General features: G+C 66.9%; 13 protein-coding genes and 2 pseudogenes. 4 read left to right on the top strand and 11 right to left on the bottom strand.

Going from position 1 to position 14,341, the window contains the following annotated elements; genetic code table 11:
• Positions 1–47 precede the first annotated feature (47 nt).
• From HC028_RS13465 to HC028_RS13435, 7 genes are all read right to left on the bottom strand, one after another.
• Entirely contained in the window at positions 48–794 is a 747-nt protein-coding gene (locus HC028_RS13465; RefSeq protein ID WP_168077114.1) for an IclR family transcriptional regulator, read from the bottom strand.
• Between the two features lie 73 nt (positions 795–867).
• Positions 868–1,647: an enoyl-CoA hydratase/isomerase family protein gene (locus HC028_RS13460; protein WP_168077112.1), complete on the bottom strand. Its 780-nt coding sequence runs from the start codon at positions 1,645–1,647 to the stop codon at positions 868–870.
• Between the two features lie 52 nt (positions 1,648–1,699).
• On the bottom strand, positions 1,700–2,809 hold the full coding sequence (locus HC028_RS13455) for an ABC transporter permease (RefSeq protein ID WP_168077111.1): 1,110 nt from the start codon (positions 2,807–2,809) through the stop codon (positions 1,700–1,702).
• Entirely contained in the window at positions 2,810–4,369 is a 1,560-nt protein-coding gene (locus HC028_RS13450; protein ID WP_168077109.1) for a sugar ABC transporter ATP-binding protein, read from the bottom strand.
• Positions 4,370–4,422: 53 nt separating this feature from the next.
• Positions 4,423–5,595 (bottom strand): sugar ABC transporter substrate-binding protein, encoded by a 1,173-nt coding sequence (locus HC028_RS13445; RefSeq protein WP_168077107.1) that lies wholly within the window; start codon positions 5,593–5,595, stop codon positions 4,423–4,425.
• 84 nt (positions 5,596–5,679) lie between these two features.
• Complete coding sequence (locus HC028_RS13440) at positions 5,680–6,111, bottom strand: hypothetical protein (RefSeq protein WP_168077105.1); 432 nt, start codon at positions 6,109–6,111, stop codon at positions 5,680–5,682.
• Positions 6,108–7,733 carry an FAD-dependent oxidoreductase gene (locus HC028_RS13435; RefSeq protein WP_205861390.1) on the bottom strand — a complete coding sequence of 542 codons (1,626 nt, stop codon included), beginning with the start codon at positions 7,731–7,733 and terminating at the stop codon, positions 6,108–6,110. The genes HC028_RS13440 and HC028_RS13435 overlap by 4 nt, the downstream gene beginning before the upstream one ends.
• A gap of 539 nt (positions 7,734–8,272) precedes the next feature.
• On the opposite strand from HC028_RS13435, the gene HC028_RS13430 reads away from it, so the two are divergent.
• Both HC028_RS13430 and HC028_RS13425 read left to right on the top strand, forming a co-directional pair.
• Complete coding sequence (locus tag HC028_RS13430) at positions 8,273–8,599, top strand: NIPSNAP family protein (RefSeq protein WP_168077104.1); 327 nt, start codon at positions 8,273–8,275, stop codon at positions 8,597–8,599.
• A gap of 108 nt (positions 8,600–8,707) precedes the next feature.
• Positions 8,708–8,929 (top strand): annotated as a pseudogene (locus tag HC028_RS13425) (mycothiol transferase); the annotation flags it as partial.
• Between the two features lie 33 nt (positions 8,930–8,962).
• Here HC028_RS13425 and HC028_RS27565 read toward each other — a convergent pair.
• Positions 8,963–9,439: pseudogene (locus HC028_RS27565) on the bottom strand (transposase family protein); the annotation flags it as partial.
• A gap of 86 nt (positions 9,440–9,525) precedes the next feature.
• On the bottom strand, positions 9,526–10,146 hold the full coding sequence (locus HC028_RS13415; RefSeq protein ID WP_239075716.1) for a TetR/AcrR family transcriptional regulator: 621 nt from the start codon (positions 10,144–10,146) through the stop codon (positions 9,526–9,528).
• A gap of 142 nt (positions 10,147–10,288) precedes the next feature.
• Between HC028_RS13415 and HC028_RS13410 the strand changes: the two genes are divergently transcribed.
• A complete protein-coding gene (locus HC028_RS13410; RefSeq protein WP_239075717.1) occupies positions 10,289–11,467 on the top strand; it encodes an alkane 1-monooxygenase in 1,179 nt (392 codons plus the stop codon).
• Between the two features lie 105 nt (positions 11,468–11,572).
• On the opposite strand, the gene HC028_RS13405 is transcribed toward HC028_RS13410, so the two are convergent.
• Both HC028_RS13405 and HC028_RS13400 read right to left on the bottom strand, forming a co-directional pair.
• Complete coding sequence (locus HC028_RS13405; RefSeq protein WP_239075718.1) at positions 11,573–12,901, bottom strand: KamA family radical SAM protein; 1,329 nt, start codon at positions 12,899–12,901, stop codon at positions 11,573–11,575.
• A gap of 17 nt (positions 12,902–12,918) precedes the next feature.
• Positions 12,919–13,980, bottom strand: coding sequence for a hypothetical protein (locus tag HC028_RS13400; RefSeq protein ID WP_168077096.1), 1,062 nt, complete (start codon positions 13,978–13,980; stop codon positions 12,919–12,921).
• 244 nt (positions 13,981–14,224) lie between these two features.
• Here HC028_RS13400 and pqqA point away from each other — a divergent pair, with 244 nt between their 5' ends.
• The gene (gene pqqA / locus HC028_RS13395; protein ID WP_168077094.1) at positions 14,225–14,335 is read left to right on the top strand and encodes a pyrroloquinoline quinone precursor peptide PqqA; all 111 of its coding nucleotides are present in this window, start codon (positions 14,225–14,227) and stop codon (positions 14,333–14,335) included.
• The last annotated feature ends 6 nt before the right edge of the window (positions 14,336–14,341 follow it).

Here is a 14,341-nt window from a genome sequence, read left to right as displayed (position 1 = left end):
TGCTTCGTGAACCAGGACGACGAGCGGCCCTACGGTCTCTCAGCCAGTCACCGGAGCACCCAACCGAGCTGTTCAGACGTTGCTTTCGTCGCCTTGAGCAGTTCCGGCACGAAGCCGAGTAGGGTTTCCCTGTCTATCCGGCTCGTCGGAGCCGTCACGCTCATCGCCCCGACCACGTCGCCGGTACCGGTGAATACCGGCGCGGCCACACAGTGGATGTCGGGCTCGTTCTCCTCGTCGTCGATCGCATAGCCCCGCGCGCGCGTCTGAACCAGATCGGTTTCGAGCCGCTGAACGGTTGTCAATGTGTTCGCGGTACGCCTGGCGAGCTCCCGGCTCTCGACAAGATGGAGTCGCCGGACGTCCGGCAGGAACGCCAGGACGCCCTTGGCCACACCCGCGCAGTGCAGGGTCGCGACCCCTCCGATGCGCGAATGCATGCGAATCTGGTGCCGGGCCTCGACCTTCTCGATGTAGACGACTTCATCGTCTTGCAACGCCCCGAGATGAACGGTCTCACCCGTCACTTCGTTCAACTTCTCCATGAACGGCCGCGCGACCACCCGGAGATCGATTGCCTCCAGCGCCTGGAAGCCGAGCCGGAACGTGTTGGCACCCAGCCGGTAGCGATGATCCGGAAGTTCATGGACGAAGCGGTGCTGGCGCAGGACATGCAGCAGGCGCAACGCCGTCGAATGATGAACGCCCAGAAACATTGCTACTTCACCGATATGGCGCGGCTCTTCCGCAACAAAATCCAGAATCGTCAACGCACGGTGAAGAGTTTGGCTCATCTCGCTACCCCATTTTCTGTGCACCGGGCGCCAACGTACCGTCGCGCCTACGCTCCGTTTCCTGCTCCAAACTTCAACTGCCCTGCCCAGCCGCCACCCTCGCGCGCTCGTCGATGTAGGCCAGTCCCTCCAGCGCGAGCCCGTAGCCGAGGACGTCGTGGACCGCGCGCTTCAACGGGTGCGTGAACAGCCGGCGCGTGTAGCGGATGACCAGCGAGTTCTGTCGATTCAACTGGGCGGCGAGCTCGCGGGCCCGTGGCATGAGGTCTTCCCGGGGCATCACCTCGTTGACCAGCCCGAGGGAATGCGCCTCACGTGCGTCCAGCGTCTGCCCCGTCAGCAGGAAGTACCGGCCGCGGTTGTACCCCATCAGCAGCGGCATCACGAGGTTCATGCCGTCGCCGGGCGTCACTCGGTTCGGGAAGTGAGCCGAGTCGACGATCGTGGCGCCGTCCGCCGCGAGCACGATGTCGGCCAGCAACGCGACCTCCGGGTGACGGTACGCCGGCCCGTTGATGCAGGAGATCACGAGCGCGTCGATGTTGAGCAGGCTCGTCGTCAACTGCGTACCGGTGCGAAAGATCTCGTCCCAGGTCTGGGCGTCGCCGGGGAAGGGCTCGTCCTCGGAGGCCGGGGGCCCGGAGAAAACGTCACCCGTACCCGCCATTATGACGATCCGGTTCTCCGGATCCCGAGCGATGTCGGCGAACGCGTCCGCGAACTGGGTGTGGGCGCCGCCGAAGTGCCCCCACTGCAGTGGCCCGCCGTCGGTGTGGAAGACCACCTCCAGGATCCCGTCCACACGCGACATCCGAATGTTGTCGTACTTGTTGGCGTACTCTTCGAACTTCATCGACAAACCCCACTCGATCACGGTTTTTCAAGGCCTTCTGACGGCGTCGGCGTCACTGCGGCCTGAGCAGGAAGAACATCACGAGCGCCCCAACGATGATCGCCGCGTACATCGCGCCGAGTCCGGTGAGTCGCTTCAACAGGCCACCCGCGCCGCCCTTCCCCCGCGCCTCGAGCGACACAGCGGCCAGCACGATGAGGCCGTTGATGATGAACTGCATGAACGGGTCGACGTTGGCGAGGTTCAGGATGTTGCCGGTGAAGGCGATGATCAGGACGCCGATCGTGGTACCGATCACCGAACCGACGCCGCCGCTCAGTGCGGTGCCGCCGACGACGACGGCCGCGATGGCGTTCAGCTCGTAACCGTTGGCAGCGTTGGCGTCCGCGGAGGCGGTGAAGCTCGTGAGCAGGACCGCCGCCAGACCCGCCAACAGACCGCTGACGACGTACAGGTACAGCCGCCGCCGCCCCACCGGGATACCGGACAGGTAGGCCGCCTCTTCCGTGCCACCGATGGCGTACAGCTCACGACCCCACACCGTGTACCGCAGGTAGACGTGGGCCAGGACGACCACGAGGAGGAAGACGGCGACGGGGATGGGGATGAACCACAGCGAGGCTGAGCCGATGTGGCTGAGGCCGGGCAGGTTGACGACGAGGGGCGTACCTCCCGAGAGGTAGAACGCCACCCCGCGGGCGATCGTCATGGTCGCCAGGGTGACGATGAACGGCTGAAGTCGTCCTCGGGTGACACCGAGACCGTTGACGAGCCCGAAGTAGGCCCCGGCGACCAGGCTGCCCGCCACGAAGCCGCCCATTCCGTACCCGGCGAACAGCGCGCCGCAGACCCCGGAGGCGGCGACGACCGAGCCCACCGACAGGTCGATGCCGCCGGCACCGCTCAGGATGATGAGCGTCTGGCCGACCGAGATCAGGCCGACCACCGACGTGATCTTCAGGACGGTCTCGAAGTTCTGGGCCGTCAGGAACGCCGGCGACACCAGGTGCCCCACGATGATCACCAACACCAGGGCGGGCAGCATCCCGCTCGCGCGCAGGAGCCTCAGTCGCGCCCAGCGCCGCCCGGTGGGACTGTCCGGGTTGCTGTTTCCACCGACCCGGGGCAGCGCGGTCTGAACGGCCGTTTCAGATGTCACCATTTATTCGGTCCCCTTCGTGGAGGAGGCGCCAACTCCGGCGGCTTTGTGTGAAGAAAGATCAGGCATGGACAGCCGGAGGATGTCGCTCTCGGTCGCTCCGTCGCCGTCGATGCACCCGACCACCTCGCCGGCCCGGAGCACCAGAATTCGATCGGCTATGCCGAGTACCTCGAGCATGTCCGAGGAGACGACCACGACGGCGCACCCTTCGTCGGCCAACCTCCCGATGAGGGCATAGATCTCATGCTTGACAGCGACGTCGATGCCACGCGTCGGTTCGTCGAGCAGGATGATGCGGGGGTTTCCCAGCACCGCCTTGCCAATGACCGCCTTCTGCTGGTTGCCACCGCTGAGGGCCTGCACGGGCGTGTCGTACGTCGTGGGCCGCAGCCCCACCTGAGTGGCGACCTGCGCGACGGCGGGTCGGCGCTTGCGGTCTAGCAACAGGGCCACCTTCGACCACCGCTTCAGGTGCGGCAAGGAGATGTTGTCCGTGACGGTCATCCCGCCAACCAGCCCCTGTGTCTTGCGTTCCTCCGGCACCAGGGCAATTCCCGCTTGCTTGGCCTGGGCAGGGTTACGGATTCCGACGACCTCGCCGTCCACGGCCACCTCCATGGCGTTCGCCTGGTCGGCCCCGACGAGGCAGCGGAGCACCTCGGTGCGGCCCGCACCCATCAACCCGGTGATGGCCAGGATCTCGCCCTCCGCCACGGAGAACGAGACGTCGTTCAGGACGCCCCGGCGACTGAGCCCGGTGACCCGCAGGCGTTCCCGTTGACTGGGTGTCCGCTTCCGGTCCGCACTGAAGAACCGCGTGATGGAGCGCCCGACCATCGCCTCGATCAGTCGCTCGTCGTCCGGCACGCCCTCCCCCATCCAGGAAGCCACGCGTTCTCCGTCCCGGAGAACGGTGACGTCCTGGGCGAGGCGACGAAGCTCGGCCATGCGATGGCTGACGTAGACGAGGGCCATGCCCGACTCCCGGAGGTCGTCGAGAACGGTGAACAGGTGTTCCGCCTCCTGGTCACTGAGCGCCGCCGTCGGCTCGTCGAGGATCAACAACTTCGCGTCTTTCGCCAGGCCGCGAGCGATCATCGCGAGTTGCTGCACCGCGGGGCTGAGACTCCCGAGGGGCGCCGTCACATCGACGTCCACCCCAAGTCTGCCCAGCAGCTCTCGCGCACGGCCGGCCGTCCGCCGGAAGTCCACGAAGGACGCCTTCGAGGTGAAGTCACCCAGGAGGATGTTCTCGGCGACTGAGAGGTTGGGTACGAAGATCAACTCTTGCGGCACCACACTGATACCCAGTTTCAGCGCCTCAGCGGGCGACGACAGCTCAACGTCGCGACCCTCGACGGTCATGCTGCCAGCATCGGGCCGAACCATTCCGCCGATAATCTTGATAAGGGTGGATTTCCCGGCCCCGTTCTCACCCACCAGGGCGTGACAGTGCCCTGGGTAAAGCGTGATGTCGGCGTTCTGCAAAGCCTGCACCCGTTCATACCGCTTCGAGACGCCTGCCAGCGACAGGAAGGGCGCTTCGTGCAACTCCACCATGTAGATGGCCTTTCGGTTCGGACCCGATGGCTAGCGTGCGGGGTTGACCGGGCTCAGAAACCCGTGTTGGTGCCGAGCGTTCCCCAGGCCTTCGGCAGGATCTCCGCGGCGTTGCTCTGCGTGATCAGCTCGTCCTGGTTCAGGATGAGGTCCTTCGGCACCTGCTTGCCCTCGATGGCCATGATCGCCAACCGCAGCGCCACATCGCCGATAAGCGGAGAGTGCGGCGTGATCGCAGTGATCTTGCCGCCCTGGACGGCCTGGACCTCTTGCTTGCTGCCGTCGATCGTGTAGATGGGGATATCGGTCCGCTTGAGCTGGGCCATTGCCTTCTGAATGCCCAGCGCGATCGTTCCGGAGTGGACATACCAGGCCTTAATGTCCTTGCCCTGCGGAGAGCCGAGGAACTGCAGCGCCACCTGGAAGCCCTGGGCCTCGCTGTAGTCGGTCGGCGTCGTGGTAACAACCTTGATGCCGGGCGCTTTCGCCGTGAGCTCCTTCTTGAAGCCGTAGCTGCGGACGATCTGTGGCGACGACCCGACGGCGCCGGACGTCTCGGCGACGACGCCGGAGCCGCCGAGCTTCTCGGCGATCGCGTCCGCCATCGCCTTGGTCTCCGCCTCGTCGTCCAGGTAGATCCAGCTGGTGTAGTCGGAGGTAGCCACGGTCCGCTCCATACCGACGACCTTGAAGCCCTGCTGGGTGAGCTTCTTGATCTCGGGCGTCAGTGGCGCGATCGAGTGCGGCCACACCAGGATGGCGTCCGGCTTCTGCGCCGCGCAGGTCTCCAGGTCCTGTACCTGCTTGAGCGGGTCGTTGTCCGTGTTGTACGTCAGGACTTTGAGGTTGGGGTGCCGGGCGGCCTCGAGCATGAGCGACGAACGCAGGGCGACCGGGAACGGGTGACGGATCAGCGCCTGCGAGAAGCAGACGGTGTAGGTCTTGCTGGGATCACCGATCGGTCCGTCCGGGACGGCGTAGGCGCCCTTGTACGGAAGCGACAGCGTCGCGCCGGTGATCGGGTCCGTCTCGATCGGACCCGGGGCCGGATCGATACGGGACGCGCTCGCCGGAGCGAGAAGGTACTTGTCGATCTGCTCGACCGACGCGCCGCCCGCCGCATCGGACCTGCGGGTAACACCACCGCCACAGGCCGCGGTCAGCACCACCAGTGAGCCGACCGCTAAAACTGCGGCGACGGATCTGATCCTTCGACGGGCTTTCATCGAACTCCTTCTATGGAATGGGGACATACCTCGGGTACGGAATGGTGACGCGTTCAGTGCGGGATCGAGCGGGATCGAGCGAGATCAGCCGCTCGGCGTGGGGCGGTAGATCTGCCCCCGCTCGAGGACGGGCTTGAGGACGTCGTCGTCGAGGTAGTGGTCGGACTCGTCGGGGAACGCCGGCTGGGGCTTGGGCGCGTCGCCGGGGAGTCCGAGGTGCCGGCGGATGCGCGGGTTCATCAGGTATGCGCCCGAGATGGTGTACGCGAACGAGTCGAACACCGCCGGGTCGCTCGCGCGCAGGCCTTCGAGGATGCCGGCGGGTTCGCCGTCGAGGCCGACCACGTGCAGCACGACCGGGATGAGGTCGGGCCGGGCGGCCACGGTGCGATCGATCCAGGTCGTGTGGACACTGGCCTCGCTCGCCGACGGCATGCCGTGCCCGCCGGCGATGAGCTCGTCGGCGAACCGGGCCAGCCGGTCGCGGTCGAGGCCGTCGAGGGTCGGAGTCGTCATGAGGCCACCTCCAACTGGCGGGCGTTCTCCACGATGTGCGTGGCGGTGCGCTTGGCCAGGGCACAGATCGTCGCCGTCGGGTTCACCCCCGTCGACGTGGTGAACACACTGCCGTCGATGAGGAACAGGTTGGGTACGTCGTGCGCCTGCCCCCACCGGTTGACCACCGAGGTCTCCGGGTCGTCGCCCATCTTGCACGTGCCCAGGTTGTGACCCGGCGTGATGTTGCGACTCGTGACCCAGGCCTTCTTCGCACCGGCCGCCTCGTGCGCCTCCAGCGAGCGCTGGAGGTTCCAGTCGACAAGCCGGTAGGTGTTCTCCGAGAGCGTGTAGTGGACCTTCGGGGCCGGCAGGCCGTCCGAGTCGGTCAACGTCGGATCGAGCGAGACGTAGTTGGTCTCCTCCGGCAGGTCCTCCGACATGACCAACCACTGGATCATGTGGCCGACGGACTCCTGCATCTTGCGGGTGAACTCGGTGCCCCAGAAGGGCTCGTCGCAGACGCCCTCGCCCTTCGTCCACCGATCGACGGTGCGCAGCGGCCCGGTCGTCGCCTGGAGAATCCACTTGCTACCGCGCAGGAACCCGCGCGAGGGGTCCGACTCGTAGAACTGCATGGACTGCAGTTGCTCGCCGGTCGGCCCCAGCCAGTCCTCCATGTCATCGTCGTAGATGCCGACGGAGGCGCCGTACGGGTGGATCATCAGCCGCTTGCCCACCAGTCCGGACGAGTTGGCCAACCCGTCCTGGAACCGCTCCGACGCCGACATCAACAGCAGCCGGGGCGTACCGACCCCGTTGCACGCGACGACGACGATCTTCGCCGGCTGGAAGTGCTCGACACCGTTCTGGAAATACGTCGCGCCGTTCGCACGACCCTTCTCGTCCACGGTGATCTGCGATACCCGGGCGCCGGTCACGACCCGCGCCCCGTGGTTCAGCGCCACCGGGAACTGCGTCACATGCGTGGAGGCCTTGGCCCCGTGCGGGCACCCCATGTGGCAGATTCCGTACCGCACGCACTGCTTCTGCAAGCGGTAGTCCTGACTGGGGATCGCCGTCGTGCCGGGCCACCAGTGCCAACCGAGCTTGTTCATGGCCTCGGCCATCCGGCGGCCGGTCTTGTGGATCGGGTGCGGCGGGAGCGGCGGCGCTGCGCCCGGCGGGTACGCCGGGTTGCCACCGAGCCCGGACACACCCATGTCGATGTCGTTGGCCTCGTAGAACGGCAGCAGTTCCTCGTAGCCGATCGGCCAGTCGTCGGCCACCCCGTCGAGGGTCTTCACCCGGAAGTCGGACGGCAACGCCCGACTCCAGCACGCCGCGAACAACACGCTGGAACCACCCACGCCGTTGAACATGTACAGCGGCTGCACCGAGTCGTCGACATTGATCGGGTAGTCCTCCGGCTTGCCGCGCACGTTTGGATTTCCGGACCATTGCTTGCCCACCATGAGCTCGTACTCGGGCTTGTTTCCGGGAAAGTCGCTCTCGCTCGGCCAGTAACCCTGCTCAAGCACGACAACCCGCAAGCCGGCCTCGGCCAGATGCCGCGCGGCGACCCCACCCGAGGTACCGCCACCCACAATCAGCACATCCGCCACATCGGTTCGCGCGACCACGCAACCACCCTTCTGGATTGTGCAACATATGCAGTTCTAATGCGTATTTCGGTATGCTAGGGCGATTGTGGCGCACCGTCAATGAGTAATTTCCGCAGAGTTAATTTCGCTCCGCCGAGCCTTTTCTCGGCCACAAAGGCACCCATAGTCGCGCCGGATCACACTTTCGGCGACGCACCCGTCGAGCACTCACCGGGCGGCGTCGGCAGCTCCGACGCGACCACGCGCCCACCACATCGGATCTTCATTTCAGCAGGTCACATGCGTCTTCGGCGCTACGTCGACGCAATAGACAGCCACCGCCAACACCCCGCCAATCCACCGAACGGACTAATCCCCGCAGCTGAACCTGGCGCTTTTCGATCACCCCGGCACCCTTGACCCGTCGTACCAACGAAGCTACGTTGACGGACGAAATACACAGCCTATGCATATTGTGCAGCTGCATATTTTGCATTGCAGAATACGCAGCTGCATATTTTGCAGCGTTGCGGATTCCTTGATCGGTCAGCCACGCAGGGTGGCGGAATGGGGCTCACGTGGTTTGTCAGCTGCGCATCTATGACATCAAGCAGGGACAGATGGATGATTGGCTCAAACTGTTCCAGGAAAAGGTCGCGCCACTGCACCGCAAGTTCGACATTCCAGTGAGGCAAACCTGGGTGGACCACGAACGTTCACAGTTCATCTGGGTGCGGGAGTTCGTCGGCACCGGAACCCATCAGGAGCAGGAGACGCGCTACACCAGTTCGGAAGAACGGGCGCGGGTCATCGGCGACGAGCCGAAGCGCTTCATCGAAAAAATGGAAGTTCGGGTCATCGAGCCGGTACTGCAGAGCGCCCGGCCGGACTCAGCCGCCCACTGAGCGTTTCCGCGCAAGGTAGTGGTCACCCTGAGTGATCATGAGCAGGGCGCCCGAATCCGTTGACCATGAGTGCAGGTGTCGTTAATCGACCCCCAGGTGGTTACGGAGGCGTGGGACGCATGGCGTGCGGAGGTGGACTTCGCCACGCGGTTCGTGGCCGAGGCGCCCAGTCTCGACATCACCGGCCACGATCCCTTGAATCAGCATGGCAGCGGTGGAGGGCCGATGTCGCTGCGCGAGGTGCTGGTCGGAATGATCGAGGAGTACGCCCGCCACATGGGCCACGTCGACCTGTTGCGCGAGCGGATCGACGGACGCACAGGCCCGTGAGCCTTTCCGCGTAACGGCTCGTGGCGCTGGGGATCAGGTGGTGCGGCCGTGTTCGAAGTGCAGCAGGACGAGGGCGGCGGCGATGTCGCCGATCTTCCAGAGGCAGCGGCTGACGTCGCGTAGCGCTTTGAACGTGGTCTTGAGCAGCGAGTTCCCGCGTTCGCCGATGGCCCGGATCCCGTTATGGACCTTGTTGTAGGTCTTCTGGATATCGGTGAGCTCACCGCCCTTGGGATTTTTGAACGCGATGGTGACGGTATCGGCCTCGCCTTCGTAGCCGAGGTCGCCCAGTCACGCGGCGCAGGTCGTCGGTCCACCGGGTCAGCACAGGCAGCATCTCGGTGTGTTCGCGCAGCGCGGTGGTGTCGTGCTCGCGGCCGGGGCGCACCGGCGAGGTCCATAGCGGCCAGCCGTCCGGGGCGGTGATGACCTGGATGTTCCCGCCGTGGTTGTCGTGCTTGCCCGACCACCACAAGTCCACCCAGGGGTGGGGCCTGGGGCGCGGCACCGGATGCCGCCACCGCCTGGCGCTGCTCGCCCTGGTCGGCACGGTTCGAGTCGCGCATCGCCCAGAACAACGGGGCGCCTGACGGCCGTCAGTGGCGCTCGCGCGGCGCCGGGGTGACCGGGTCGGCGATGAACCGGATGGCCAGGTCGGCGAGGGCGTTGGCGGTCTGGTCGACCGGCGCGAGCGGCATCACGATGTGGCTGACCACGAGGCGGATGATGGACTCGGCGCCGAACGCGACAGCGTCCGCCGGTAGGTCCGGGATCCGATCAGCGACCCACTGCTGGAGGACCGCGGCCGCGGCGACGAGGACGTGCTCGGCCCGCGTCGTGAGGTACGGCAGGAGCGGGTCGGCACCGCCCCGGGCACTGGTCACGATCGCCTTGATCAACGGGTTGTCGGCCGCCTGGTCGAGCACCTGGAAGATCGCCGCGTACGCGGCGTCGCGCATGTCGTCGTGGGCGTAGAGCGCTTCGCGTACGCCGGCGACGAACCGCTCCGTCTCGGCTTCCGCGAGCGCCCCGGCCAGGGCGGCCTTGCTGCCGAACTCGTTGTACACGGTCTGCCGGCTGACGCCGACCCGAGCGGCGACGTCGGCCATGCGTACGGCGTCCCAGCCGCGGGCGACGGTGAGTTCGCGGGCAGCGTCGACGATCGCGTCGCGCATCCGTTGGCGCGCCGCGTCGCGGTACCGAGAAGTCGTGTCCATCCTGCGACGAAGTCTATCGGTGACGAACGCTCTGTACTCGTCAGCATGCTGCGTCGAGTTTCTTTACTTCGATAGGGGAATTGTCAAGTTCAGCGAAGCGTGCGAGAGTCATCGACACACTTCGACTGAGTGGAGGTCCGACGTGGAGAAACAGCTCGGCTGGCGAGACAGGAAGAAGTACCTCTGGCTCGTGGCGCTGGTCGTCCCCAGCCTGCCGTTCGGGGCCCTGGCGATGTGGAACGCCACCGGCTCACCCCTCGCCTGGTGGTACGCCCCGGTGGTCGTCTTCGGCCTGATCCCGATCGTCGACATCCTGTTCGGCGACGACCGGGAGAACCCACCGGAGGAGGTGGCCCGCGAACTCCAGCAGGCGCGGTACTACCGCTGGATCACCTACCTGTACCTGCCCATCCAGTACGTCGCCCTCGCCGTCTGCTGCCGGGTGTGGACCGACGGGGGGCTCGGCATCGTCGGGGCCACCGGCCTGGTGCTCACGTTGGGCATCGTCAACGGCATCGCCATCAACACCGCACACGAACTGGGCCACAAGCGCGAGACGGTCGAGCGCTGGCTGTCGAAGATCGCCCTCGCGCCGACCGGGTACGGGCACTTCTACGTCGAGCACAACCGGGGCCACCACACCAGGGTGGCCACGCCCGAGGACCCCGCCAGCGCCCGGCTCGGCGAGAGCTTCTGGGCGTTCTGGCCCCGTACCGTCATCGGCAGCCTGCGCTCGGCCTGGCGGCTGGAGACCAGCCGCTTCCGTATCCGCCACCGCAGCCCATGGACGCACCGCAACGACATCCTCAACGCCTGGGCGATGACGGTCGTGCTCTTCGTCGCGGCCGTGGCCGTGTTCGGCGTCGGCGTGCTGCCGTTCCTGGTGCTGCAGGCCATCGTCGGCTTCTCGCTGCTTGAGGTGGTCAACTACCTGGAGCACTACGGCCTGTGCCGCCAGCGCACCACCGCGGGGCGCTACGAGAAGGTCGACCCCCGGCACAGCTGGAACTCCGACCGCATCGTCACCAACGTGTTCCTGTTCCAGCTCCAGCGGCACAGCGACCACCACGCCAACCCGCTGCGCCGCTACCAGACCCTGCGCAGCTTCGACGTCTCCCCGCAGCTTCCGGGCGGGTACGCCACGATGATCGTCGCCGCGGTCGTCACCCCGCTGTGGCGGCGCATCATGGACCCGCGGGTGCTCGCCCACTACGGCGGCGATCTGTCGCTGGCCAACGTGCACCAGCCGGCGCTGCCCCGGCTCCGCGCCCGGTACTCACCGGGAAACGACGCCGCAGCGCCCACGCTCCGCAGCGCCTGACCCGCTTCTTTGGATCATGGGGATCGTGGGGATGGTGACACCGCGTCCGGTGTCACCATCCCCACGATCCCGTACCCGGACCGGCACTTCACCGCGAGCCTACGGCTACACGTCCAGACCGGGCAGGAACTGAGCCGCCCCGAACGCCGGCTTCAGATCGGTCAACCAGGTCGCGGCCGGGTCGAAGGCAGCGAAGAACGGCCTGCCGACCAGGCCCGGGTCGCGCGCCTGGATCAGGTGGAGCACGAAGACGCGCTCCCCGTTGACCTCGGCGATCCCGTCGACGCAGACCTTGCCCGGCATCGCGGACATGACCGGCCCGCGCACCGTCCGCGCGAGGCCGGACACCCGCGCGTACGCGTCGCGAAAGATCTCGTACCCGCGGGCCAGCGGCACGGCGAAGTAGTGCTGCGGGCCGGTGTCGCGCTCCACGAACTGGTAGTACGGCACCGCGCCCAGCCGGGTGAGCTCGTTCCAGAGCTCCACCCACACCCCGGCCCGGTCGTTGATGCCGCCGATGAGGGGCGCCTGGCAGCGCACGACGGCGCCGGTGTCGCGGATGCGCCGGATCGCCGTACGGACGACCTCGGGCCGCAACTCCCGCGGATGGGTGACGTGGGCCATGACCGCCAGGTGCCTGCCGCTCGTGACCACCCGCTCGAACAGGCGCAACAGGTCGTCGGCGTCGCGGTCGGCCACGAACCGGTACGGCCAGAACGACAGCGCCTTCGTGCCGATCCGGACCGCCTGAACGGTGTCGATCTCCAGAAGCGGTTCGACATACCGGCTCAGCACCGCGGCGCTCATCACCACCGGGTCGCCACCGGTGAGCAGGACGTCGGTCACCTCGGGATTGGCCCGCAGGTACGCGGTGACGGTCGCCACGTCCTCGGTCGCGATGCGCAGGTCCGGCTCGTCAACGAACTGCGGCCAGCGGAAGCAGTAGGTGCAGTACGCGTGGCAGGTCTGCCCCGGCCGCGGAAAGACCAAGATCGTCTCCGCGTACTTGCGTTGCACCCCCGCCACCCGCCGGCCCTCGTGGGTCGGGGCGTTGAGGTCGAGCTGGCCCGACGGGTGCGGATTGAGGCGCATCCGGATCTCGTGCGCGGCCCGCTGGACTACCGCGGCGGGCGCCTGGTCGCGCAGCAGGCGCACCATCTCGGCGAGGTCCGGCTCGCACAGCATGCCGGGCTGCGGAAACGTGAGCCGGAAGATGGGATCGGCCGGCACCGCCGACCAGTCGATCAGCTCGTCGACGACATACGAGTTCGTCCGGAACGGAAAGACCGCCGCGACGGCCCGCAGCGCGAGCCGCTGGTCGGCCGGCAGTCCGGCCCGACGGGCCAGGTCGTCGAGGTCACGGACCGTGAGTGCGCGGAATCGGCCGGGTCCGCCTCTGTGCGGCTCGGCTTCCGAACCCAGGGCTTCGGTCACGCGGCCATTGTGGCGGGTTAACCCAACGGCCGCAGCCACACGTACGTGGCGCGCGGCAGGTCGTACTTGTCAGCGAAGCGCTCGCTCAGCTGGGCGCACAGGTCTTCGTTGTCGTCGACCACGATCAACTCGTACCGGGTGTCGGGGTCCGCGCGGCAGTACGCGCTCAAGTGCCCGTCGCGCCGGCGCGCCATGTGGGACACGACGCCGTGGTCCACGATGTACTGCGCGCCGTCGGCGACCACGAAGCTGGTCACGAAGTCCCGCCGCGCCCCGTCGGCCTCGACGAGCGTGACCGGCAGCCGCATGAACTCGTGCATCGGCGCGCCCTGCTGCCACAGCTCCTCGAACCGCTGCTCCACGAACATCCCCAGCGGCGAGGAGACCGTCACTTCCAACTGGGCGCCCTGGCCGGACAGTCGCCCGACGGACAGGAACGACACCAGCGCCTTGTCGTCCCACCGGTACATGGTGACCCCGGCGGACGCCGAGTACAGGCGTACTTCGAAGCGCCGGCGCTGCGCCTCGGTGAGCCGCTGTTCGAACAGGTGCAGCGTGCGGAGGTTGCGCAGGATCTCGCGCCGGAAGTCCGCGCTGCCGGGCCCGTCGCCGACCTCCTGCGCCCGCAGCAGCACCGCGAGCGAGTCCGGATTCAGCAGCAGGATCTGGATGTGGGCCTGCCGGCTGATGGCGAGGGTGACGGCGCGGAAGAACCGGTCGGTGACCGGCTGGTCGAGCAGGTTGGAGAAGGTGTCGAGCAGCTTGACGCACGAGGTCGCCCCGTGCACCTGGTCGGTGTACCACTCGTAGTCCAGCCGCGGGTGCTCCCGGACCCGGCCCTCCTGCGCCCGGCTGATCAGCGGGGTGATCACGAAGATCGTGACAATGGCGCCGATGATGTCGGCGCCGACGTTGAGCGCGAGGTTCTGGCGGTAGTGGTCGATCCCGGCGCTCTGCCACAGCAGGAACGCGGACAGCGCCGCCAGGCCGGCCAGCACCGTGAGCGTCTGCGATCTCCTGGGCTGCCGAAACGGAGCGAGGAGCTTGCGGACTGCGCGTACGGGCGGGCTTGCGACCATCGGCGACCCCGTCTCGTCGATCCATGTACGTCGAGGAGTGACAATGGTACCGACCGTACAGACAGCCGTCGATCTCGAACGGAACCGCTGGCGGGTTCGGGTTTCACGCCGCGAGTTCCGGGCAGTGCGACCGTTCGGATTGTCGCCGCCAGCCGGATTGTCGCCGCCAGAACGTCCCCGTACAGCGAAACACCTTCACGGATTCCCTCGCGTCGAAGAAGATCGCTCACGTTCGGGAGGTCAGATGGCCGACACCACCGAACCCCGCCGCCGGTGGGTGCGGCCCGAGGCGACGCACGTCCGCCTCGGCGCCGAGGTCACGTCGTACGCCGGACTCGACCCGCTGATTCGCTGACGTGTG

This window comes from Planosporangium flavigriseum, assembly GCF_011947225.1.
Classification (GTDB): Bacteria; Actinomycetota; Actinomycetes; order Mycobacteriales; family Micromonosporaceae; genus Planosporangium; species Planosporangium flavigriseum.
Note: the sequence above shows the minus strand (reverse complement) of the source record. Positions and strands in the feature narration are given on the sequence as shown.